Genomic DNA, 20,236 nt, shown 5'->3' with positions numbered 1-20,236 from the left:
TCATGGTGAGGAGCGCGCCCTGGCGTGCGTAGCGGACGATGCTTCGCATCGCCGCGAGAACCATGCAGGCCCCCACCACCGATCCGGGCCTCGCCCTTCGAGACGCCTGCTGCGCAGGCTCCTCAGGGTGAGGGGAGACAGCTCTCGCGCCGCATTCACCACGCCTAAATTCATGGTCCCGCTCGACAACGAATTCCGCTATTGAGGGGCGCGGCAATCGTTCCGACCGTCCGGCGAGCATTCCCGCGCAATCGATCCATTTCGCCGGAGTGTGGTCCTTCGATGCAGCTCTATCTCCCGATCGCCGATCTGCCGGTCAACATCTTCCTGGTGCTGGCGATGGGTGCGGCGGTTGGCTTCGTCTCCGGCATGTTCGGGATCGGCGGCGGCTTCCTGATGACGCCGCTTCTGATCTTCATCGGGATCACGCCGGCGGTCGCGGTCGCCTCCGTTGCGAGCCACATCGCGGCCTCCTCGTTTTCCGGTGCGCTGTCCTACTGGCGGCGGCGTGCGATCGATCCGGCGCTGGCAAGTGTGCTGTTATGCGGCGGCGTCACCGGCACGGCGCTCGGGGTGTGGACCTTCACGCAGCTTCGCGCGCTCGGCCAGCTCGATCTGATGATCGCCTTGTCCTACGTGGTGCTGCTCACCACGGTCGGCAGCCTGATGTTCTCCGAGGGCCTGCGCGCCCTGATGCGGACCCGTCGCGGCGCGGTGCCGCCACGGCGCACGCACAGCTGGATCCACGGCCTGCCGCTGAAAATGCGGTTCAAGCGCTCGAAGATCTACCTCTCGGTTATTCCTGTCGTGATCGTCGGCATCGTGATCGGCTTCATCGGCGCCATCATGGGCATCGGCGGCGGCTTCATCCTGGTGCCGATCATGATCTATCTGCTGCGGGTGCCGACTTCGACCGTGATCGGGACCTCGATGGTCCTGACGCTGGTCACGATGCTGTTCGCGACCTTGCTGCACGCGGTGACCAATCACCTCGTCGACGCGGTGCTGGCGCTGATCCTGATGGTCGGCGGCGTCACCGGCGCGCAGTTCGGCGCCCGCGCCGGCCAGAAGATCCGCGGCGAGCAGCTGCGGCTGTTGCTGGGCCTGCTGATCCTTTCGGTCGGCGTCCGCTTCGCCATCGAGCTGGTGATCCGGCCCGAGGATCTCTTCACCATCCGTGAATTGGGAGTGAGCGGATGATGCGCGCAGCTCTCGCAGTCCTTCTCCTCCTGCTGCTCGGCCCAGCCGCGCGTGCCGAGCGACTGATCGTGTCGGTCTCCAACCATCGCGTCACCGTGACGCCGAACTATTCCGGCGAGGAACTGGTGCTGTTCGGCTCGGTCGAGAAGGACGCCTCCACGCCCGCGGACCGCAAGAGCTACGATCTCGTCGTCACCGTGATGGGCCCGCGCGCCGACATGGTGACCCGGCGCAAGGAGCGCACCTTCGGGATCTGGATCAACACCGACTACCGGCAGTTCCTGGCGGTGCCGAGCTATCTCGCGCTGTTCGCCAACCGCCCCTTCGATGTCATCACCTCACCCGAGATCGCGCGGCGGCAGCAGATCGGGCTGAACAATGTGCTGCTGACCCAACGGGTCAGCGGCGACTATGCCGACGTGGTGCCGAACGACGCGTTCCGCTCGGCCTTCATCCGCCTGCGAACCCAGAAAGGTCTCTATCGCGAGGACCCGAGCGCGGTGACGTTCCTGACACCGACGCTGTTCCGTACCGGCATTCCACTGCCGGAGGAGGTGCCGATCGGCACCTATGAGGTGGAAATCAAACTGTTCGCGAACGGCGCGTTGGTCACCAAGACCGAGACCGCGTTCGAGATCGTCAAGGTCGGCTTCGAGCAGTTCGTCGCGACCAGTGCGCGGCAGCACGGGCTGATCTATGGCCTCGCGACGGCCGCGATGGCGCTGATGACGGGGTGGATGGCGTCGATCGTGTTTCGGAAGGATTAGCGTCCGTCATTGCGAGGAGCACCACTCTCTCCTCCCGTCATCGCCCGGCTCGACCGGGCGATCCAGTATTCCAGAGGCCTTCGTCGAATAGCTCGCTCTCGCAACGACCGCCGCGGCGTACTGGATGCCCCGGTCAAGCCGGGGCATGACAGCTGAGGCTCACGGCGCCTCAACCACCGTCGGCACGCCCGGCTCCAGCAATCGCAACCGGGTCCCGAAGCCGAGCACATCAAAGGTCTTGCGCAGATCCTCGCCGTCCTGGCGGAAATGCGCCCAGCCCTCGGTATGCAGCGGCACGATCATCGCATCGGGAAAGGCGCGCGCCGTCTCGATGGTGTCGTTGGTGTCCATGGTGAGGTGGAACGGCCCGCGCGTTTGCGCCGCGCCCGCAAACGGCAGCACCACGCCGCATTTGAAGCGGCGCGCGACCTCGGCGACGCCGTCGAACCAGGTGGTGTCGCCGCTGATGTAGACGTCGCTCGTGTCCGTCCGGCTCGAGGACGCCACGAAGCCGATGACGTCGCCCGACAGCGGCTCGATGCCGGCCGGGCCGTGGCGCGCCGGCGTCGCGGTGATCGTCAGCGTGTTGCCGTCACGGTCCTTCAGATGCGAGGTCGCCCAGGGCGCGAGGCCCTCGACATGGCCGGCCAGGCGTTTTGCGCCGGCCTCGGTCGTCAGCACGCGCTTTGCGTGTTTGAGAAACGCGCGGCCGGAATTGTCGAGATTATCCGAGTGTTGGTCGTGGCTGAGCAGGACGGCATCGATCGGGCCGATCGCATCGGCCTTCATCGCCGGCCCGATCGTCTTTTCCAGCGTCACATGCGGCAGCTGATAGGCGCCCGGCGCATCGAAGGTCGGATCGGTGAGCAGGCGGAAGCCGTCGATCTCGATCAGCGCGGTGGGGCCGCCGATCAGGGTGATGGAAATGGGCATCAGAAAGCTCCTCTTACGCAACGGGCTTTGCGGGGCGCGTCACCAGGTAAATGCCGAGCGCGACCGGAATGATGCCGAGCAGGTCGCGGGCCTCGACATGCTCACCGAGCACGATGTAGGCGAACAGCATGCCGAGCGGCGGCATCAGGAAATGATAGGCGCTCGCAGCCGTTGCGCCACACACTTTCAGGAGATGAAACCAGAGCCAGTAGGCGAGGATCGAGCCGCCGAGCACGAGGAAGGCGAAGGCGCCGACCAGGCCCGGGGTGAAATCGATTGCGTGGACGTCGGCGAAGGTGAACGCGACCGGCGTCAGCACGATGCCGGCGGCGAGGTTCTGCACGCCGTTGCCGATCCACAGGCTTCCCTTCGGCGCGAGCAGCTTGAACAGAATCGTGCCGGCGACGATGGAGGCGAGCGAGGCCCGGGTGAAGACGATACCGTGCAGGGAGTCGGTGCCGACCGACAGGCGATGCCAGACGATCAGGGTCACGCCGATGATGCCGAGCAGGAGACCGCCCGCCTTGCGCCAGGTCATGCCTTCGCCAAGCAGCAACGCGGCGAGCGCCGCCGTGAAGACCGGATTGGCCGAGACGATCAGGCCGCCGAGGCCGGCAGAGACCGATTGCAGGCCGGTGTAGCCGAGCCCGAGATAGAGCGCATTGTTGGCGATGCCGAGCACGGCGAAAATCGCGGCATCGCGCCAGGACAATGACCAGCCATCACCGCGGATCAGCGTCGCGCCGAGGATCAGGAGACCGGCGAGCGAGAAGCGCGCGGCGAGCAGGATCAGCGGCGGGCAATGGGTGACGCCGATCTTGCCGGCGACGAAGGCATAGCTCCAGAGCAGGCAAAACAGTCCGATCGTGAGCGGTAGCGTGTTGAACCGGCTGGGGGCTGCGGGAAGCGAGGTGGCGAGCGACATGAGGGCATTCTCCTGAGCCCTCGATCAGGGAGACGGCTTGCCATTTGGAAATTAAATGATTAACTTCCAATCAGTGGATTTTCGAATGGAGGCGGCCGTGCTCGACCTGGAGCTCCTGCGCAGCTTCGTCTCGGTGGTCGAGGCCGGCGGGTTCACCCGCGCCGGCGAGCGCGTCCACCGCACGCAATCGACCGTCAGCCAGCAGATCAAGCGGCTGGAGGAGGACGTCGGCCAGGTGCAGTTGCACCGTGACGGCAAGGACGTGCGCCCCACTGAGGCCGGCGAACGGCTGCTGTCCTATGCCCGGCGGCTGCTCACGCTCGCCGGGGAGGCGCGCGACGTGCTGCGCGAGCCCGACAGCGAGGGCGCGATCCGGCTCGGCATCCCCGAGGATTTTGCGGCGTACCGGCTGGCAAGACTGCTCGGCGCCTTCTCGCGCTCACATCCGGGCCTGCGAATGGATGTGCGCGCCGACCAGAGCAAGAACCTGTCGCGCGACCTCGAACGCGGCGAGCTCGACCTCGCGCTATTCAAGCGCGAGGCCGGGGCGAAGGGCGCCATCGCGGTGTGGCCGGAGCGGGTGCACTGGGTCACGAGCAAGAGCCATCCGGTCGATGTCAACGCCTCGTCGGTGCCGCTGATCGGATTTCCGCTCGGCTGTCTCTATCGCGCCGGCGCCATCCACGCGCTGGAAAGCGCGGGCCGCGCCTGGCACATGTCTTACTCGTCATCGAGTCTCGCGGGCATCCAGGCTGCGGTCGCCGCCGGCATGGGCTTAAGCATCTTGTCGGAAATGTCGATCCAGTCCGACCACCGCGTGCTGACGGCGAAGGACGGATTTGAGCCGATCAACCGGACCGAAGTGGCGCTGATGGCTTCGCCCGACGCCAGCCCCGCAACGCTGCGGCTTGCGGATCGGCTCGCGGAGTTCTGCGACAATGTACAGGCCAAGGCGGCGTGATCACTCCGCGGCAATCACCGTGAGCTCCGGCCACAACGCCTTCCATCGCGCGGCCTTCACCGCGTAACTCGACGCAGAGAAGTTCGGGCCCGGATTGGGCCGCGCGATCAATCCGGTTATGTCGTCGAAGCCGTGCGGCGCGTAGACCTCAAAGCCGTCGCCTGCGTGCCTCACACCGACTTGCGTGTTCTGCGTGAGGAAACGGTCGATGCCGTCGGTCGAGCAGGTTAGAGGCGGATAGGGCAGGCCGTGCTTGCCGGGATACCAAAGGTGCACGCGCGCCTGGTTGCGGGTCTCGATCTTGACGCCGAGATGCGAGAGCCGCGCGTGCAGCGTGCGGATCACCGTGTCCTCCGCCTCCCATGAGGTGTCAGGATCGAAATAGAACACGTCGTAATCGGCGATGCCATGATCGACCGCGCGGTCCGTGAGTACGTTCCACGCCGTCTGCACCAGGCACCCCGACACCAGCCACGCATCGGGAAGCGCGAGCGAGGCGAGCTCGCCGATGATTGCAACATTGACCGGGTTCTTCAGCGCCAGCGTGAGGAAGCGGTCGCGATCCATCGCGGCCATCATTCACGCGCTGGCATCGAACGCGGCGCGTGCCGTCTTCGAGGCGAGGCCGCGCCAGCGCCGCCGCAGGAACGGCTCGACGATCGTGCGCTTGGCCTTGGACAGGCGGATCAGCACGATCGGATAGTCGGCATAGTGATCGGTGAAATAGAAGATCTTTGGCTGGCTCTCGACCAGCATGGCGCGCTCGTCGATGGGAACGTCGGGCATGACAAGGCTGTCGCCGTCCTCTTTCAGCCGCGCCAGCATCTTCTTGCGCACTTTCAGTGCCGGCGTGCCGTAGGAGGCGCCGTCCTCGACCTCCGGCCACGTCAGCGCAAATTTTCTGACGTCGTCGAAGGTCATTTGATCAAGACCTTGGGATCAGCTCAGTGCACGGCGGTGAAGAATCGCGCGAGCCGGAAGCCGGAGAGCCAGGTCCACACCGGCTGGCCGCGCATGCCGAGATCCCAGGAGCCGAGCACGGCATCCGCGCGTCCGACCAGATTGTCGATCGGCAGCAGGCCGACGCCGCCGGAGCGCAGGGGCACGCGGCTGTCGGCGGAATTGTCGCGGTTATCGCCGAGCACGAAGAGATGGCCGGGCGGCACCGTCACTTCAGGCGTGTTGTCGAGCGGACCGTTGTCGCGCATCTTGAAGATCAGATGCGACACGCCGTTCGGCAGCGTCTCGACATAGCGGTAGGCGGGCTCGCTGCCGCCATTGTCGTCTTCGGCTGCGCCGACACCATCCGGCTTCAGCTCGGCGGGACGGTCGTTGATGAAGAGCTGGCCCTGCCGCATCTGGATGCGGTCGCCGGGCAGACCCACGACGCGCTTGACCCAGGCCTGCGAACGATCGCCGGGCCAGCGGAACACGACGACGTCGCCCTGCTTCGGCGTCTCCGCGAAGACCCGGCCGCTTTCGGGCAGGTTGATCTGGATCGGCAGCGACGAGGTGCCGTAGCCATAGGGGAATTTCGAGGCGAGCAGCGCATCGCCGATCAGGAGCGTCGGCTCCATCGAACCCGACGGCACGTAGAACGGCTCGGCGAGCGCGCCCTTGGCGATGAACACGGCGGCGACGATGCCGGCGAGCTGCATCAGCTGACCAGCCCAGCCGCTGCTCTTCCGCTTGGCGGTGACAGTTACCTTCTCAACGCTCATGCGCCCGTTCCACCTACAGTAATACGTTCCATCAGAAGCGACGGCTGGCCGACGCCGACGGGCACGCCCTGACCGTTCTTACCGCAAGTGCCGATGCCGGTATCCAGCGCGAGATCGTTGCCGATCATGCGGATGCGATGCAAATCGGTCGGCCCGTTGCCGATCAGCATGGCGCCCTTCAGCGGCGCGCCAATCTTGCCGTTCTCGATCTTGTAGGCCTCGGTGCACTGGAACACGTATTTGCCCGAGGTGATGTCGACCTGGCCGCCGCCGAAATTCGCGGCGAAGACGCCGTTCTTCACGGAGGCGAGGATCTCGGCCGGATCGCGGTCGCCCGCGAGCATGTAGGTGTTGGTCATGCGCGGCATCGGCACATGGGCGTAGCCCTGGCGGCGGCCGTTGCCGGTCGGCTTCATGTTCATCAGGCGCGCGTTCTGGCGGTCCTGCATGTAGCCGACCAGAATGCCGTCCTCGATCAGCACGGTGCGGTTGGTCGGCGTGCCCTCGTCGTCGATCGACAGCGAGCCGCGGCGCGAGGCAATGGTGCCGTCGTCGACCACGGTGACGCCCTTGGCTGCGACCTGCTGGCCCATCAGGCCGGCGAACGCCGACGTCTTCTTGCGGTTGAAGTCGCCTTCGAGGCCGTGACCGACCGCCTCATGCAGCATCACGCCGGGCCAGCCGGCCCCCAGCACGACGTCCATCTCGCCGGCGGGGGCGGGGATCGATTCCAGATTGACCAGGGCTTCGCGCAGCGCGCCGTCGGCGGCGTCGCGCCAGTTCTTGCTCTCGATGAATTCGGCATAGCCGGCGCGGCCGCCATAGCCCTTGCTGCCGCTCTCCTGGCGGTCGCCCTGACCGGCAACGACGGAGACGTTGACGCGCACCAGCGGGCGGATGTCGCGATAGCTCTCGCCGTCGGGCCGCAGGATTTCGACGACCTGCCAGGTCGCCCCCAGGCTGACGCTGACCTGCCGCACCCGCGGATCCTTGTCGCGCAAGTAAGCGTCGATCTCGGCGAGCAGCTTCACCTTGGTCTCGAAGCCCGGCGCATCCAACGGATTGTCGTCGCTATAAAGCCGCACGTTGGTATGCGCCGGCGGGGCCGCGAAGCTGCCCGAATAGCCGCCGCGCACGGCAGCGACCGCGTCGGCGGCGCGAATCAGCGCCGGCAGCGACACGTCGGAGGAATGGGCATAGCCGACCGCGTCGTCCTTGACGGCGCGCAGGCCAAAGCCCTGCGAGGTGTCATAGGTCGCCTGCTTCAGCCGGCCATTGTCGAACATCAGCGCTTCGGTCTGGCTGTATTCGAGGAACAATTCGCCGTCGTCGGCACCAGCAAGCCCGCGTGCGAGCTCGTTGCGAACCTGGTCGCGGTCGAGATTGGCGCGGTCGAGCAGGGAGGTTGTGGCTGGATTGGTCATGCGTCCGTCCATTATCGGAAGATGTAGGGCAAGATAATGGTTTCCCGGCGGTTCCGCGAGGGTGCCAGGTGCCACATTACGAAACGATAGGATTCGCCGCGCGCGGACGCGCCTGCCGCCTACGGCAGCTTGTCATAGCCCTCGCCGAGCCCGTTCAGGCTGAGCGGGAAGCCGATGCCTTCTTCCGGGGTCTCGAAGATGATGAAGGTCGCGGTCTTGGCGGTGCGGAGCTGGCCGAGCAGCTTGTCGTCCATCACGACCTCGGCGACGCAGCCATTGGGCAGGCAGCGGACGAAGCCGGCGCGGCCGACGTCCTGGTTGTCGAGCTTCAGCCCGAGGCCGGAGGGCAGCAGCACGCCGAGCGGCGCCACCACCCGCATCAGCCGGCTCTTCTGGTCGGCGGTCTTGAGCACGATCACGGTGAGGCCGGCATTGGAGCGGTCTTCCGCCACCACGCTCTGGATCAGGGCGCATTGCTCGGTCTGGGCGCCGGGCGGGGTGTCGCAGCGGATCTGCCAGTCGCCATGGACGGAGCGCACCGCGCCCTGCGCATGGGCGAGGCCCGGCAGCGCCATGACAACGACCACCGCCAGCAGGGCCGCCAGCATCGTGAGGCCATTCGCCTGCCTTGCCATGCTTCTCGAAAACCCCATCGGGTCGGTCCCTCTGCTCGCCTGGGTCGCTCACGCCTGGCGGACTGATACGGGAATGACGGCGTCTTGAAGGCGATTCGCAAGCAAATTCCGCGCCGCCCACACCGCCATCGCCCGCACGAATCAGGTTCCTGCGCGGTTGTCTGCCAGTGCCTACCGCGGGCAATGCCGCTGTCAAGCCGCGGCATCCCGGGAAACGGTATTTTTCTCTGATGTTACTAGGAAATATCTTGCGGGTGATGGCTGACAGACGGGGCTCAAGACTGCATTGCGATAGATCAAGAATTATGGTTTGAGAGGCTTGATTTCGGCGTTCTAGCGATCTGGCCCCAATTCCTCTTAGAGGTATTCTTGCGCGGCGGTTTGTCAGACGGGCGGATCGAATAAGCGTTTCCCGGAAATAGGGGGATGCACTTGGGGTGATTTCGTTAGGGGAGCGCGAACGGCATGAGGATGTCGATGGGCCATGTGGGCCGGCACTTGCTGGGATTGGCCGTGGCGGGTCTGACGCTGGCGACGGGCGGTGCGGCATACGCCGAGCTCGGGCAGCCGGCGCCGTGGGAATGGACGCTCCAGCAATCCGCCTCGCCGGTGATGGACAATATCGTCTGGTTCCACAACTTTCTGTTCGTGCTGATCACGCTGATCACGCTGTTCGTTCTGGCGTTGCTGGTGATCGTGGTCATGAAGTTCAACGCGAAGGCCAATCCGGTGCCGTCGCGGACCACGCACAACACGCTGATCGAGGTGGCTTGGACGCTCGTTCCGGTGCTGATCCTGGTTGGTATCTCGGTGCCGTCGTTCCGCCTGCTGTTCCTCGAGCTCGACGTGCCGAAGGCGGATTTGACCATCAAGGCCACCGGCAAGCAGTGGTACTGGTCCTATGCCTATCCTGATAACGGCAAGTTCGAGTTCGACTCGCTGATGGCCCAGGACAAGCAGCCCCGTCTGCTCGGCGTCGACAACGAGATGGTGGTGCCGGTCAACAAGGTGATTCGTGTCCAGGTCACCGGCGCGGACGTCATCCACGCCTTTGCGCTGCCGGCTTTCGGCGTCAAGATCGACGCCATTCCGGGGCGGCTGAATGAGACCTGGTTCAAGGCCACCAAGACCGGCATGTTCTACGGCCAGTGCTCGGAGCTCTGCGGCAAGGACCACGCCTTCATGCCGATCGCGATTCGCGTCGTGGAGGACAAGGACTTCGCCTCCTGGGTCGAAACTGCAAAGAAGAAATATGCGGGCGGCGGCACCAGCACTTTCGCCTCCGCGGCCGGCCCGACGCAGTAAGCGCCGGGCGAAGGCTCGAGGGACAGAAAGCGACATAAAGGGCGGGACCGCAGAAGGTCCGAACGGGACGCAAGGCAGGATTTGAAAATGGCAACGAGCGCAGCGGCACACGGCGATCACGCGCAAGACCACGGACATGACGAGCACGCCCATCCGACCGGATGGCGGCGCTATGTCTATTCGACCAACCACAAGGACATCGGTACGATGTACCTGATCTTCGCGGTCATCGCCGGCGTCATCGGTGCCGCGATGTCGATCGCGATCCGTGCCGAGCTGATGTATCCGGGCGTGCAGATCTTCCACGAAACGCACACCTATAATGTGTTCGTGACCTCTCACGGCCTGATCATGATCTTCTTCATGGTCATGCCCGCAATGATCGGCGGCTTCGGCAACTGGTTCGTGCCGCTGATGATCGGCGCGCCCGACATGGCATTCCCGCGCATGAACAACATCTCGTTCTGGCTGCTGCCGGCCTCCTTCGCGCTGCTGCTGATGTCGACCTTCGTCGAGGGCGAGCCGGGTGCCAACGGCGTTGGCGCCGGCTGGACCATGTACGTGCCGCTGTCGAGCTCCGGCCATCCGGGCCCGGCCGTCGACTTCGCGATCCTGTCGCTGCATCTGGCGGGCGCCTCGTCGATCCTCGGCGCCATCAACTTCATCACCACGATCTTCAACATGCGCGCGCCGGGCATGACCCTGCACAAGATGCCGCTGTTCGTGTGGTCGATCCTGGTGACGGTGTTCCTGCTGCTGTTGTCGCTGCCGGTGCTCGCCGGTGCGATCACCATGCTGCTCACCGACCGTAATTTCGGCACGACGTTCTTCGCGCCGGACGGCGGCGGCGATCCCGTGCTGTTCCAGCATCTGTTCTGGTTCTTCGGTCACCCTGAAGTGTACATCCTGATCCTGCCCGCCTTCGGCATGGTCAGCCAGATTGTCTCGACCTTCTCGCGCAAGCCCGTGTTCGGCTATCTCGGCATGGCCTACGCCATGGTGGCGATCGGCGGCATCGGCTTCGTGGTCTGGGCGCACCACATGTACACGGTCGGCATGTCCTCGGCGACGCAGGCCTATTTCGTCGCCGCGACCATGGTCATCGCGGTTCCGACCGGCGTGAAGATCTTCTCGTGGATCGCCACGATGTGGGGCGGCTCGATCGAGTTCCGTGCCCCGATGATCTGGGCGGTCGGTTTCATCTTCCTGTTCACGGTCGGCGGTGTCACCGGCGTCGTGCTGGCGAACGCCGGCGTCGACCGCGTGCTCCAGGAGACCTACTACGTCGTCGCGCACTTCCATTACGTGCTGTCGCTCGGTGCGGTGTTCGGGATCTTTGCCGGCTGGTACTACTGGTTCCCGAAGATGTCGGGCTACATGTACAATGAGACGCTGGCGAAGGCGCACTTCTGGGTCACCTTCATCGGTGTGAACCTTGTGTTCTTCCCGCAGCACTTCCTCGGCCTGTCGGGCATGCCGCGCCGCTACGTCGACTATCCCGACGCGTTCGCCGGCTGGAACCTGGTCTCCTCGGTCGGCTCCTACATCTCCGGCTTCGGCGTGCTGATCTTCCTCTACTGCGTGTTCGACGCCTTCGCGAAAAAGGTGCCGGCCGGCGACAATCCGTGGGGTGCGGGCGCGACCACGCTGGAATGGACGCTGCCCTCGCCGCCGCCGTTCCATCAGTTCGAAGTGCTGCCCCGCGTGCAGTAAGCCAACGCTCGCGGCGCCCGTGACGGGCGCCGCGGCTCTTTAGCGAAGCGAGTCAAAACTAGTGTCCGTCCTCGACCACAACGCCATCGACATCGATCCCCGCATCTCCGAAGCGGAGGTGGGCGACTACATTGCGCTGCTCAAGCCGCGGGTGATGTCGCTGGTGATCTTCACCGCGCTGGTCGGACTGGCGATGGCGCCCGGGCATTTCCACCCGGTGCTGGCCATCACCTCGCTGCTCTGCATCGCGGTCGGTGCCGGCGCGTCCGGAGCGCTCAACATGGCGCTCGAGGGCGATATCGACGCCAAGATGTCGCGCACGGCAAACCGGCCGATTCCGCGCGGCCGCATCACCCGTCCCGAGGCGATGGCGTTCGGCATGACGCTCGCCTTCTTCTCGGTGATGACGCTCGGCATCCTCGTCAACTGGATCGCCGGCGCGCTGCTCGCCTTCACCATCTTCTTCTACGTCGTGATCTACACGATGATCCTGAAGCGCCGGACCGCACAGAACATCGTGATCGGCGGCGCCGCCGGTGCGCTGCCGCCGGTGGTGGCGTGGGCCGCGGTGACGGGCACGGTCGACGTCGAGCCGCTGCTGCTGTTCGCCATCATCTTCTTCTGGACGCCGCCGCACTTCTGGGCGCTGGCGCTGTTCCGCTCCGACGACTATGCGCGTGCCGGCATTCCGATGCTGCCCAACGTCGCCGGTCCCGACGCGACGCGGCTTCAGATCCTGCTCTACACCATCGTGCTGATCGCGGTCGCCGCCGCCCCGTGGGCGCTCGGCTATTTCGACGCCATCTACGGCATCGTCTCGCTGATCCTCGGCGCCGGCATGCTTGTGCTCGCGATCAACGTCTATGTCCGCCGCGAGCGCAGCCAATCGCTGCGCGCGACCCGCAAGCTGTTCGCCTTCTCCATCCTTTATCTGTTCGCGCTGTTTGCGACCCTGCTGGCCGAAGTCGTGTTCCGGGCGCTTGCTCCGATGGTAGGGGGCGCATGATCGCTGGAATGGCCGACAAACCTGAGATGAATGGAATCGTCCTCACGGAGGCGCAGAAGAAGAGCCGCCGCCAGCGCTCGATCGCGATCGCGCTCGCGCTCGGCGTGCTCGTGGTGCTGTTCTTCGCCGTCACCATCGTCAAGGGACCGGCAGTCCTCGTCCGGCCGATGTAGGAAGCATGGATCGAGAGCCCACCATATCGCGGGATCAGAACCGGACGGCCAACAAGGGGCGTGGGCCTTCCAAGGGTCTTGGCCGCGATGTGCTGGTCGCCTCGATCTGCGGCGGCGTGGTGGCGCTGATGGTCGGTGCCTCCTACGCGGCGGTGCCGTTCTACAACTGGTTCTGCCGCGCCACCGGCTTCAACGGCACGACGCAGGTCGCGACGTCCGCGCCCGCCACCGGCCCGATCGCGCGGAAGATCGCGGTGCGCTTCGATTCCAACGTCGCGCCCGGCCTGCCCTGGAAGTTCGAGCCGGAGCAGAGCGAGATCGAGGTCAATATCGGCCAGGTCGTGACCGTCTTTTACACCGTGACCAACCAGGCCGCGCGCACCACCGCGGGCCAGGCGGCCTACAACGTCGCCCCGCTGACGGTCGGCTCCTACTTCCAGAAGATCAACTGCTTCTGCTTCACCGAACAGACCATGGCGCCCGGCGAGAAGCGCGAGATGCCGGTCGTGTTCTACGTCGATCCGTCGATCGCCGACGATCACGAGAACGACGGGCTGAACACGATCACGTTGTCCTACACGTTCTATCCGGTGCGCGATCCCGTGGTGAAGCCGCTGGCGTCGGGCGAAGACGACAAACGCAAGGGAAATCTCTGACCGCCGGGCTCATGCCGCGGGGGTTGGACACAAGGGGATAAGTGCCGGACGGGCACGGGATTGAGGAGAGAGACCGCAAATGGCAACGGCGCACACCAAGCATCACGACTACCACCTGGTGGATCCCTCCCCGTGGCCCGTCGTCGGCTCCATCTCGGCCTTTGTCATGGCGGTCGGTGCGATCACCTGGATGCACCACATGTTCTCGGCCGCGCCGATCATCTTCGGTGCCGGCACCGTCGGCGTGATCTACACCATGGCGAGCTGGTGGGCCGATGTGATCAAGGAAGCCCAGTACAAGGGCGATCACACCCGCGTCGTGCAGTTGCATCACCGCTACGGCATGATCCTGTTCATCGCCTCCGAGGTGATGTTCTTCGTCGCCTGGTTCTGGGCCTATTTCAACGCAGCGCTGTTCCCGGCCGACGCCGTCCACGCCACGCGCGACGCCGTGTTCGGCTGCGGTCTCGGCACCGCGGCCGGCGCCTGCGCCGTGCCCGGCACCTGGCCGCCGCATGGCATCGAGACCTTCGATCCCTGGCATTTGCCGCTCCTGAACACGCTGATCCTGCTGACGTCAGGCACCACCGTGACCTGGGCGCACCACGCGTTGCTCGAGAACGATCGCCAGGGCCTGAAATACGGCCTGATCCTCACCGTCGTGCTCGGCGCGCTCTTCACCTGCGTGCAGGCCTATGAGTACAGCCACGCGGCGTTCTCGTTCGGCGGCAACGTCTATGGCGCGACCTTCTTCATGGCGACCGGCTTCCACGGTTTCCACGTGCTGGTCGGCACCATCTTCCTGCTGGTCTGCCTGTTCCGCGCCTATGCCGGCCACTTCACGCCGACACAGCACCTCGGCTTCGAGTTCGCCGCCTGGTACTGGCACTTCGTCGACGTGGTCTGGCTGTTCCTGTTCCTCTGCATCTATGTGTGGGGACACGGCGCCGAGACCATGGCCCACGGCGCGCACTGAGCCGCATTGGATCGATCAGAAAGGGCGGCCGCTGGGCCGCCCTTTGGCTTTTGGGCCGCCGGAAGCTTTGGCGGAAACTGTGATTGAGCGTTTTCGAGCGAAGTGGATACCGGTTCGCGTGAAGAAATCGCATCAAAGCAAGAATCTAGAGCTTCGGTTCTTCTCTATTCGGCCGGATTTAGTCAAGGGCTTGATTGGGTGCCTCCTTGGGTTCGGTACCGCTCGCGGGGCCGTGCTTCTCTTCGGGATCAGCCGTATGGCTCTCCCAGCATGGGATCAGTAGAACGAGACGGAACAATCTGACTCGCGTGCTGATCGCAAGGACGCGACCGTACAAGAGCCCAAAGCGAACTCATCTCGTCCATCGTCCCGCGAGGGACCTCCTCCCGCTAAACAACGGGTGCGTGGACCGCGCGTCGCACTATTGTGCCGCGGGCGTGGCCTCCCGTGTCCAGCGGAATTCCGTTCCGTCGCTCCACATGCGGTGCATGATGACGGCGAGCCGCCGCGCCAAAGCGACGATCGCCTTCTGCTGCCCGCGTCGTTTGGCGATCTGCATGGCCCACGCCTTGAGCCAGGACCATTTCTGCACCCGCGTCAGCATGACCTGTGCGGCCTCATAGAGTAGCGCTCGCATGGCTTCATCACCGCACAGCGAAATCCGGCCGATGCGGTGGCTTTCGCCGGACTGGTTGAGAACTGGCGTCAATCCAAGGGACGGCCCGACGGCTTTCGAACTCTTGAAGCGGGCGGGAACGTCGATCGTGCTGATAAAGGCCAGCGACGTGACGGGGCCGACACCAGGGATCGTCATCAACCGACGACAGACCTCGCTTTCCCGGGCAAGTAGAAGCACTTTGCGATGCAGTTGTGTGAACTGTTCGCGTAAAACGCGTCGGGCGACGAGAAGCGGTTCCATGAGTTCGGCCAGCTCCGGCTGACCGCCGACGAGTTCGTGGATACGTTGTTCAAAGCCGATCACCCCCACAATTCCGACCTTCAAGCCGAAGTTGCGTAACAGCCCACGAATGTCATTCTCGATGGCAATGGCCTTCTCCTGAAGCAGCTTGCGACCGGCAAGCAGGACCCGTCGCTTTTGGCTGATCAGGGTCTTGACGTGGACAGGCCGGAACAAGCCGACGCGCATCATCTGCGCAATGCCACGCGCATCATTGCGGTCGCTCTTGTTCACCTGCGCCTTGAGGAACGCCTTGGCATGTCGCGTCTCGATGCAGATTACCGGCAGGCCAGCCTCCGCCAGCCCGCTGAACAGCCATTGCGACAGCGGTCCAGCCTCGAGCCCAATCCGATCAAACCGCCAAATCGGATCGTTGAGTGCAGCAAGAAGATCGTCCGGGTGACTCACCAACTTCGCTTCCCGGCAAATGCGGCCCGTTTCGTCGACAATGCACAGGGACGTCTCTTTGACCGACACGTCCAGTCCAGCGTAATGTTTCATGCTGCGCTTCTCCGTCTGATGCTTGTGGCTGTTCGAAAACAGACCACGTTTATCATCAACCTGAAGCGCAGCACCCTGCTAACGCGGGGCTCAGCAACAGGCCGAATACCCCATCTGATTCAATCAGAACCGATAATGCTCTAGAGTCCGTCATCATGAACGATACCGCCGGCCCATCCGAGCCCGAGACGACCGTCCTGCAAAGCGCGCTGCGCGGGCTTGCCTGCAAGTGCCCGCGCTGCGGCAAGGGCAAGCTCTATGCGGGCTTCCTGACGCTCGCGCCCAGCTGCGACCGCTGCGGCCTCGACTATGCCTTCATCGACACCGGCGACGGTCCTGCGATCTTCATCATCATGCTGGCCGGCGGGATCGTCGTTGCGTGCGCGCTGATCGTCGAGGTCAAATACCAGCCGCCGTACTGGCTGCATGCCGCGCTGTGGCTGCCGCTGATCCTCGCGACCACGCTCCTGCCGCTGCGCGCGATGAAGTCGCTGCTGATCGCGCTGCAATTCCACCACAAGGCGGCGCCGGGCCGGCTGGTCGACCGCGCGAAATGAACGAGACCGCGCGCAAGCCCCGCGTGGCCGGCTTCGCGCTGTTCACGCTTTTCCTGGCCGCCGTCTTGGTCGCGCTCGGCGTCTGGCAATTGCAGCGCCGCGTCGCGAAACATCAGTTGATCGCCGCATTGACCGAGCGTCTCGCGGCGGCACCTGTTGCGTTGCCGCCGCCGTCGCAATGGAGCACGCTGACGCCGGAGCGGGACGAATTCCGTCGGGTCACATTTACGGCGACCTACGAGTCCCGTCTGGATGCGATGGTCTACAGTTCCGGCTCCGCCATCCGCTCCGACATTTCCGGCCCCGGCACCTGGGCTTTCCTTCCCGCACGACTGCCTGGCGGCGATATGGTCGCGGTCAACGCGGGCTTCGTGCCGAACACCCAACAGGACCGCGCCCTGCAGGATCGGGCGGTCGCGCGACTCATTACCAACAAGCCGGCGATGTTGACCGGCTACGTCCGTTTCCCCGAAACAGCCAGCGTGCTGATGCCTGACGCTGAGCGTGACAAACGGCTGTGGTTCACCCGCGATCATCTCGCCATGTCCCGGGCGCTCGGCTGGGGCACGGTCGCGCCGTTCTACATCGACCTGGAGCGGCCGGTGCCGGAGAACGGCATTCCGCGTCCCGGCCCGCTCGACGTGCATCTGAAGGACGATCATCTGCAATACGCCATCACCTGGTTCGCGCTCGCCGGCGCGGTGCTGATCGCATTCGGCGTCTGGGCGAGGGGACGGCGGCACCCGACCTGAAATTTTCCGTAGGTTCCTGGAGGGAACCCGGTATCGCCCGGGGTTTATTATTCAGGACATATTCACGAGGGTGGTCCTAAGCCGCACGCAAATTTTTCGCGGCAGACAGGATTTTGGTGTGAGCGATTTCGACCAGATGGGAATTGTCGTCGACTGGGTGGACGCCTGCCGGAAGGGCGACCTCGCGACGCTCCTCGATCTCTATGCGGACGACGCCCGGGTCGAATGCATGTGCAACGGCAAGCGACATTATCGCGGGCGGCGCGAGCTCGAAACCTACTGGGGACCGCGGCTCAGCACGTTCTCGTCGGCAGGCTTCGGTCTGGAGGAGATCAATCCGGTGCCGCATGGCATCGATCTCGAATATTCCGTCGCGGGCTCGCTGCGTATCCACGCCTCGTTTCGCTTCAGTCCCGAAGGCAAGATCTACAGCACCATGTGCGAGCCGGCGGAGCAGACTCCGCATGCCGATGGTGCGTGCTAGCTAGCCGGCAGCCGGCTCGTCCCGCGCCGTCTCGACCGGCAGGCGACAGCGTACATAGGTGCGCTCGTCGGCGCGCAGCAGTGACAGCGATCCGCTGAGCGCGCGCACGCGCTCGTGCATGCCCGTCAGGCCGCGGCCGAAGACGTTGTCGGCGGGAAAGCCGCCGCCGTCGTCGGAGATCTCAATCGTGAGCACCTTGCCGGCCATGGTCGCCAGCACATGGACATTGTTCGCCCCGGCGTGGCGCAGCACGTTGGTCAGCGCCTCCTGGATCAGGCGATAGACGGTCTGGGCCAGCGGTCGGTCGATCTCGTTCAGGCCAGGATCGATCGTGACCGTCAGGCTGATATGCGGCGCCTGTCTGCGAAAGTTCTGGAGCAGCGTCTGCACGCTGGTCTCGAGCCCCAATTCCTCGATGTAGAGCGGCCGCAGCCGGTCGAGGATGCGGCGGTTGGTCTGCTGGAGCGCTTCGACGGATCGCATCACCTCCTGCGCCGGATTGCCGAGATTTCCCGCCGGCAAGGCCTCGCTCAGCGCGATCGTGCTGGCGCGGATGCCGAACAGCAGCGGGCCGAGCTCGTCGTGCAGCTCGCGCGCGAGATCGCGCCGCTCGTCGTCCTGGAGCGACACCAGGCGGTGCAACAGGTCGCGATTATCCTGACTCAATTGCGCGAGCGTCATCGCCAGCGCATTGGCTTCCTCGCAGCTCTGCCGGATCTCCTGCGGTCCTGCGACCGGGATAGGCGTTGCATAATCGCCGCGCCGGATTCGCGTGAGGCCCGCGCCGAGATCTTGCAGGGGACGCAGCACCGATCCCGCAAAGAGATAGGCAATGGTCCCGGTCAGCATCATCAGCACGGCGATGAGGCTCGTCAGCGCCAGGAAGCCGACCCATTTCTCGAACAGATCGGCTGACAGGTCCGGCATGAACACGATGTCGCCGACGCGCCTGCCGTCGATGATGACGGGAGATGCCGCGTCCATCTCCGGGATGGCGATCAGGTCCACGAACCAATGCGGCACGCCATGCAGATCGCGCAGGCCGTCCTTTGGAGAGGGCGCGGGACCTGCTTCCATTGAACGGAATCGAATATCCGAGGAGCTGTCCAAAGAATGGACAAATGCATCGAGTATCTTCCGCGGGTCGTCCGAGGCCCTCAGGCTGTTGTTGAGCGCCTCGGCGACCGTCCGGGTCGAGCGTCGGCCCGGCTCATTCTCGTCGGCAAGCTGCCCTGCCGCGAAGGTCTGGAGCAGCACGCCGCCCATGACCAGCGCGGCGAGGAAGCTCAAGCCGAGGGGAAGAAACAATTGTGTTCTGAATGAGAGCCGCTGCCACATTAGGTCAATTCTAACGCGCATTGACGGGATTTGCTCTTTCCATTTGTTCCCGCCGGTCTATGAGTCGAAAAACAAGAGAGCGCGCGATGCAAGATACCGCCAAACCAGCGACCCGAGTTCTGATCGTCGACGACCATCCCGTGGTGCTGTCAGGATGCCGCACCCTTTTCGCGTCCGACCACTCGATCCGTATCGACGAGGCGACCGACGCCAAATCCGGGCATCGCGCCTATATCAGCAAGCGGCCCGACGTCACCGTCATCGACATCAGCCTGCCCGACGTCTCCGGCTTCGAGCTGATGCGGCGGATCCGCAAGGACGACCCTGATGCCAAGATCATCATGTTCAGCATGAACGACGATCCGGCCTTCGTGGTGCGGGCGGTCGAGCTTGGCGCGCAGGGCTATGTCTCCAAGGGCGACGATCCCCGGATTCTGCTCAAGGCGGTGCGCAAGGTGGTCGCCGGCGACAATTTCATCTCGCCGCAGCTCGCGGAGGCGGTCACGTTCTCCGGTGCGGCGATCAAGGCCAATCCGGCCTCGCAGATGACGCCGCGGGAGCTCGAAATTCTCCGCCTGCTTGGCCGTGGCGACAAGATCGTCGAGGTCGCCGAGGCGCTCGGCATCTCCTACAAGACGGTTGCCAACACCACGTCCCTGCTCAAGCAGAAGCTCGGCGCCAAGAACCATTCCGACCTGATCAGGATCGCGGTCGAAATCGGGATGAGCTGACGCCCGGGCACTGCCGGCCCGCGCACTGGCGCCCGGCACCGGACCGGCTGCTCCAGGATGCAGCCGGTCCGGCTGGGCGGATCGGGTCTCGGCGCGTAGCCGGGCAATGCATGGACAGCGCCGACACCATCCGCCGACACAATGGGCCGGCGTGATATTCGTTCCTGAACCCCCGAAATTGCGGGAAAAAGAAGCAATGGCGCGCGGGCGCTCGCAGGAATGCCTTTGCAAACGCGAACCGCGCCGGGAAAAATAGGAACATTTTCTTGCCCCCGCCGTTTTGGCTCTTGACGATTTCGTGATGGGCGCCGAGAACTTGGCCGACAGTTTTGGCGGGCCGGCAACCCGCACGAGGCAAACCGGGTCTGCACATATCAACGACAGACCTTCCAAGAGAGGGCTGCGGCATCGCCGCAGCCCTTTTTCGTTGAGCGGGGCACAGGCGGGAAGCGGTTTCCCGATGCCGCAAAACACTTTATGGTGGCCCGGCGCCTCTGGCCGTTAACAAGTAGTTTCATGA

22 protein-coding genes are annotated in these 20,236 nt (G+C 64.6%); 13 read left to right on the top strand and 9 right to left on the bottom strand.

Annotated elements, in window-relative coordinates; translation table 11 throughout:
• The first annotated feature begins 282 nt into the window (after positions 1-282).
• Together J4G43_RS48525 and J4G43_RS48520 are read left to right on the top strand one after the other, a co-directional pair.
• Positions 283-1,200 carry a sulfite exporter TauE/SafE family protein gene (locus J4G43_RS48525; protein ID WP_071916904.1) on the top strand — a complete coding sequence of 306 codons (918 nt, stop codon included), beginning with the start codon at positions 283-285 and terminating at the stop codon, positions 1,198-1,200.
• On the top strand, positions 1,197-1,967 hold the full coding sequence (locus J4G43_RS48520) for a TIGR02186 family protein (protein WP_208089101.1): 771 nt from the start codon (positions 1,197-1,199) through the stop codon (positions 1,965-1,967). Before J4G43_RS48525 ends, J4G43_RS48520 begins: the two co-directional genes overlap by 4 nt.
• Before the next feature lie 159 nt (positions 1,968-2,126).
• Here the strand turns inward: J4G43_RS48520 and J4G43_RS48515 are convergent, their stop codons facing one another.
• Complete coding sequence (locus J4G43_RS48515; protein ID WP_208089100.1) at positions 2,127-2,900, bottom strand: MBL fold metallo-hydrolase; 774 nt, start codon at positions 2,898-2,900, stop codon at positions 2,127-2,129.
• A gap of 13 nt (positions 2,901-2,913) precedes the next feature.
• A complete protein-coding gene (locus J4G43_RS48510) occupies positions 2,914-3,825 on the bottom strand; it encodes a DMT family transporter (protein ID WP_208089099.1) in 912 nt (303 codons plus the stop codon).
• Between the two features lie 97 nt (positions 3,826-3,922).
• Here J4G43_RS48510 and J4G43_RS48505 point away from each other — a divergent pair, with 97 nt between their 5' ends.
• Entirely contained in the window at positions 3,923-4,786 is an 864-nt protein-coding gene (locus J4G43_RS48505; RefSeq protein ID WP_208089594.1) for a LysR family transcriptional regulator, read from the top strand.
• Here the strand turns inward: J4G43_RS48505 and J4G43_RS48500 are convergent, their stop codons facing one another.
• From J4G43_RS48500 to J4G43_RS48480, 5 genes are all read right to left on the bottom strand, one after another.
• Entirely contained in the window at positions 4,787-5,353 is a 567-nt protein-coding gene (locus tag J4G43_RS48500) for a nucleotidyltransferase family protein (RefSeq protein WP_208089593.1), read from the bottom strand.
• Between the two features lie 12 nt (positions 5,354-5,365).
• Complete coding sequence (locus tag J4G43_RS48495; RefSeq protein WP_208089098.1) at positions 5,366-5,707, bottom strand: MmcQ/YjbR family DNA-binding protein; 342 nt, start codon at positions 5,705-5,707, stop codon at positions 5,366-5,368.
• A gap of 23 nt (positions 5,708-5,730) precedes the next feature.
• Positions 5,731-6,507 carry a signal peptidase I gene (gene lepB / locus J4G43_RS48490; protein ID WP_085402626.1) on the bottom strand — a complete coding sequence of 259 codons (777 nt, stop codon included), beginning with the start codon at positions 6,505-6,507 and terminating at the stop codon, positions 5,731-5,733.
• On the bottom strand, positions 6,504-7,931 hold the full coding sequence (gene tldD, locus J4G43_RS48485; protein WP_208089097.1) for a metalloprotease TldD: 1,428 nt from the start codon (positions 7,929-7,931) through the stop codon (positions 6,504-6,506). Before tldD ends, lepB begins: the two co-directional genes overlap by 4 nt.
• 119 nt (positions 7,932-8,050) lie before the next feature.
• Positions 8,051-8,584 (bottom strand): invasion associated locus B family protein, encoded by a 534-nt coding sequence (locus tag J4G43_RS48480; protein WP_071916898.1) that lies wholly within the window; start codon positions 8,582-8,584, stop codon positions 8,051-8,053.
• A 447-nt stretch (positions 8,585-9,031) separates the two neighbouring features.
• Here J4G43_RS48480 and coxB point away from each other — a divergent pair, with 447 nt between their 5' ends.
• The 6 genes from coxB to J4G43_RS48450 all read left to right on the top strand — a co-directional run bounded on the left by coxB (position 9,032) and on the right by J4G43_RS48450 (position 14,395).
• On the top strand, positions 9,032-9,871 hold the full coding sequence (coxB, locus tag J4G43_RS48475; RefSeq protein ID WP_208089096.1) for a cytochrome c oxidase subunit II: 840 nt from the start codon (positions 9,032-9,034) through the stop codon (positions 9,869-9,871).
• Positions 9,872-9,958: 87 nt separating this feature from the next.
• On the top strand, positions 9,959-11,584 hold the full coding sequence (gene ctaD / locus J4G43_RS48470; RefSeq protein WP_063980765.1) for a cytochrome c oxidase subunit I: 1,626 nt from the start codon (positions 9,959-9,961) through the stop codon (positions 11,582-11,584).
• A gap of 61 nt (positions 11,585-11,645) precedes the next feature.
• On the top strand, positions 11,646-12,590 hold the full coding sequence (locus tag J4G43_RS48465; protein ID WP_166076593.1) for a heme o synthase: 945 nt from the start codon (positions 11,646-11,648) through the stop codon (positions 12,588-12,590).
• On the top strand, positions 12,587-12,763 hold the full coding sequence (locus tag J4G43_RS48460) for a cytochrome c oxidase system small membrane protein (RefSeq protein ID WP_014498510.1): 177 nt from the start codon (positions 12,587-12,589) through the stop codon (positions 12,761-12,763). Before J4G43_RS48465 ends, J4G43_RS48460 begins: the two co-directional genes overlap by 4 nt.
• Positions 12,764-12,768: 5 nt before the next feature.
• Positions 12,769-13,419, top strand: a complete 651-nt coding sequence (locus J4G43_RS48455; RefSeq protein ID WP_208089095.1) for a cytochrome c oxidase assembly protein — start codon at positions 12,769-12,771, stop codon at positions 13,417-13,419.
• A gap of 79 nt (positions 13,420-13,498) precedes the next feature.
• Positions 13,499-14,395, top strand: a complete 897-nt coding sequence (locus tag J4G43_RS48450; protein ID WP_208067435.1) for a cytochrome c oxidase subunit 3 — start codon at positions 13,499-13,501, stop codon at positions 14,393-14,395.
• A gap of 421 nt (positions 14,396-14,816) precedes the next feature.
• On the opposite strand, the gene J4G43_RS48445 is transcribed toward J4G43_RS48450, so the two are convergent.
• Positions 14,817-15,854, bottom strand: coding sequence for an IS110 family RNA-guided transposase (locus J4G43_RS48445; protein WP_038381005.1), 1,038 nt, complete (start codon positions 15,852-15,854; stop codon positions 14,817-14,819).
• Positions 15,855-16,009: 155 nt separating this feature from the next.
• On the opposite strand from J4G43_RS48445, the gene J4G43_RS48440 reads away from it, so the two are divergent.
• The 3 genes from J4G43_RS48440 to J4G43_RS48430 all read left to right on the top strand — a co-directional run bounded on the left by J4G43_RS48440 (position 16,010) and on the right by J4G43_RS48430 (position 17,647).
• Positions 16,010-16,411, top strand: a complete 402-nt coding sequence (locus J4G43_RS48440) for a DUF983 domain-containing protein (RefSeq protein WP_208089094.1) — start codon at positions 16,010-16,012, stop codon at positions 16,409-16,411.
• Positions 16,408-17,163 (top strand): SURF1 family protein, encoded by a 756-nt coding sequence (locus J4G43_RS48435; protein ID WP_166345710.1) that lies wholly within the window; start codon positions 16,408-16,410, stop codon positions 17,161-17,163. Before J4G43_RS48440 ends, J4G43_RS48435 begins: the two co-directional genes overlap by 4 nt.
• A 118-nt stretch (positions 17,164-17,281) precedes the next feature.
• Positions 17,282-17,647 (top strand): nuclear transport factor 2 family protein, encoded by a 366-nt coding sequence (locus J4G43_RS48430; protein WP_085402620.1) that lies wholly within the window; start codon positions 17,282-17,284, stop codon positions 17,645-17,647.
• Here the strand turns inward: J4G43_RS48430 and J4G43_RS48425 are convergent, their stop codons facing one another.
• A complete protein-coding gene (locus tag J4G43_RS48425) occupies positions 17,648-18,985 on the bottom strand; it encodes a histidine kinase (RefSeq protein WP_208089093.1) in 1,338 nt (445 codons plus the stop codon). It lies immediately after the preceding gene.
• An 86-nt stretch (positions 18,986-19,071) separates the two neighbouring features.
• Between J4G43_RS48425 and J4G43_RS48420 the strand changes: the two genes are divergently transcribed.
• Entirely contained in the window at positions 19,072-19,716 is a 645-nt protein-coding gene (locus J4G43_RS48420; protein ID WP_014498503.1) for a response regulator transcription factor, read from the top strand.
• The last annotated feature ends 520 nt before the right edge of the window (positions 19,717-20,236 follow it).

The organism is Bradyrhizobium barranii subsp. barranii (assembly GCF_017565645.3).
Lineage (GTDB): Bacteria > Pseudomonadota > Alphaproteobacteria > Rhizobiales > Xanthobacteraceae > Bradyrhizobium > Bradyrhizobium barranii.
The sequence above is the reverse complement of the archived record's forward strand: the minus strand, read 5'-3'. Positions and strand labels throughout refer to the sequence as shown.

Bases quoted from the DNA above. Each gene is read 5' to 3' on its own strand.
- J4G43_RS48525 (WP_071916904.1), top strand. From the start codon at position 283: ATGCAGCTCTATCTCCCGATCGCCGATCTGCCGGTCAACATCTTCCTG.
- J4G43_RS48520 (WP_208089101.1), top strand. From the start codon at position 1,197: ATGATGCGCGCAGCTCTCGCAGTCCTTCTCCTCCTGCTGCTCGGCCCA.
- J4G43_RS48515 (WP_208089100.1), bottom strand. From the start codon at position 2,900: ATGCCCATTTCCATCACCCTGATCGGCGGCCCCACCGCGCTGATCGAG.
- J4G43_RS48510 (WP_208089099.1), bottom strand. From the start codon at position 3,825: ATGTCGCTCGCCACCTCGCTTCCCGCAGCCCCCAGCCGGTTCAACACG.
- J4G43_RS48500 (WP_208089593.1), bottom strand. From the start codon at position 5,353: ATGGATCGCGACCGCTTCCTCACGCTGGCGCTGAAGAACCCGGTCAAT.
- J4G43_RS48495 (WP_208089098.1), bottom strand. From the start codon at position 5,707: ATGACCTTCGACGACGTCAGAAAATTTGCGCTGACGTGGCCGGAGGTC.
- lepB (WP_085402626.1), bottom strand. From the start codon at position 6,507: ATGAGCGTTGAGAAGGTAACTGTCACCGCCAAGCGGAAGAGCAGCGGC.
- tldD (WP_208089097.1), bottom strand. From the start codon at position 7,931: ATGACCAATCCAGCCACAACCTCCCTGCTCGACCGCGCCAATCTCGAC.
- J4G43_RS48480 (WP_071916898.1), bottom strand. From the start codon at position 8,584: ATGGGGTTTTCGAGAAGCATGGCAAGGCAGGCGAATGGCCTCACGATG.
- coxB (WP_208089096.1), top strand. From the start codon at position 9,032: ATGAGGATGTCGATGGGCCATGTGGGCCGGCACTTGCTGGGATTGGCC.
- ctaD (WP_063980765.1), top strand. From the start codon at position 9,959: ATGGCAACGAGCGCAGCGGCACACGGCGATCACGCGCAAGACCACGGA.
- J4G43_RS48460 (WP_014498510.1), top strand. From the start codon at position 12,587: ATGATCGCTGGAATGGCCGACAAACCTGAGATGAATGGAATCGTCCTC.
- J4G43_RS48455 (WP_208089095.1), top strand. From the start codon at position 12,769: ATGGATCGAGAGCCCACCATATCGCGGGATCAGAACCGGACGGCCAAC.
- J4G43_RS48450 (WP_208067435.1), top strand. From the start codon at position 13,499: ATGGCAACGGCGCACACCAAGCATCACGACTACCACCTGGTGGATCCC.
- J4G43_RS48445 (WP_038381005.1), bottom strand. From the start codon at position 15,854: ATGAAACATTACGCTGGACTGGACGTGTCGGTCAAAGAGACGTCCCTG.
- J4G43_RS48440 (WP_208089094.1), top strand. From the start codon at position 16,010: ATGAACGATACCGCCGGCCCATCCGAGCCCGAGACGACCGTCCTGCAA.
- J4G43_RS48435 (WP_166345710.1), top strand. From the start codon at position 16,408: ATGAACGAGACCGCGCGCAAGCCCCGCGTGGCCGGCTTCGCGCTGTTC.
- J4G43_RS48425 (WP_208089093.1), bottom strand. From the start codon at position 18,985: ATGTGGCAGCGGCTCTCATTCAGAACACAATTGTTTCTTCCCCTCGGC.
- J4G43_RS48420 (WP_014498503.1), top strand. From the start codon at position 19,072: ATGCAAGATACCGCCAAACCAGCGACCCGAGTTCTGATCGTCGACGAC.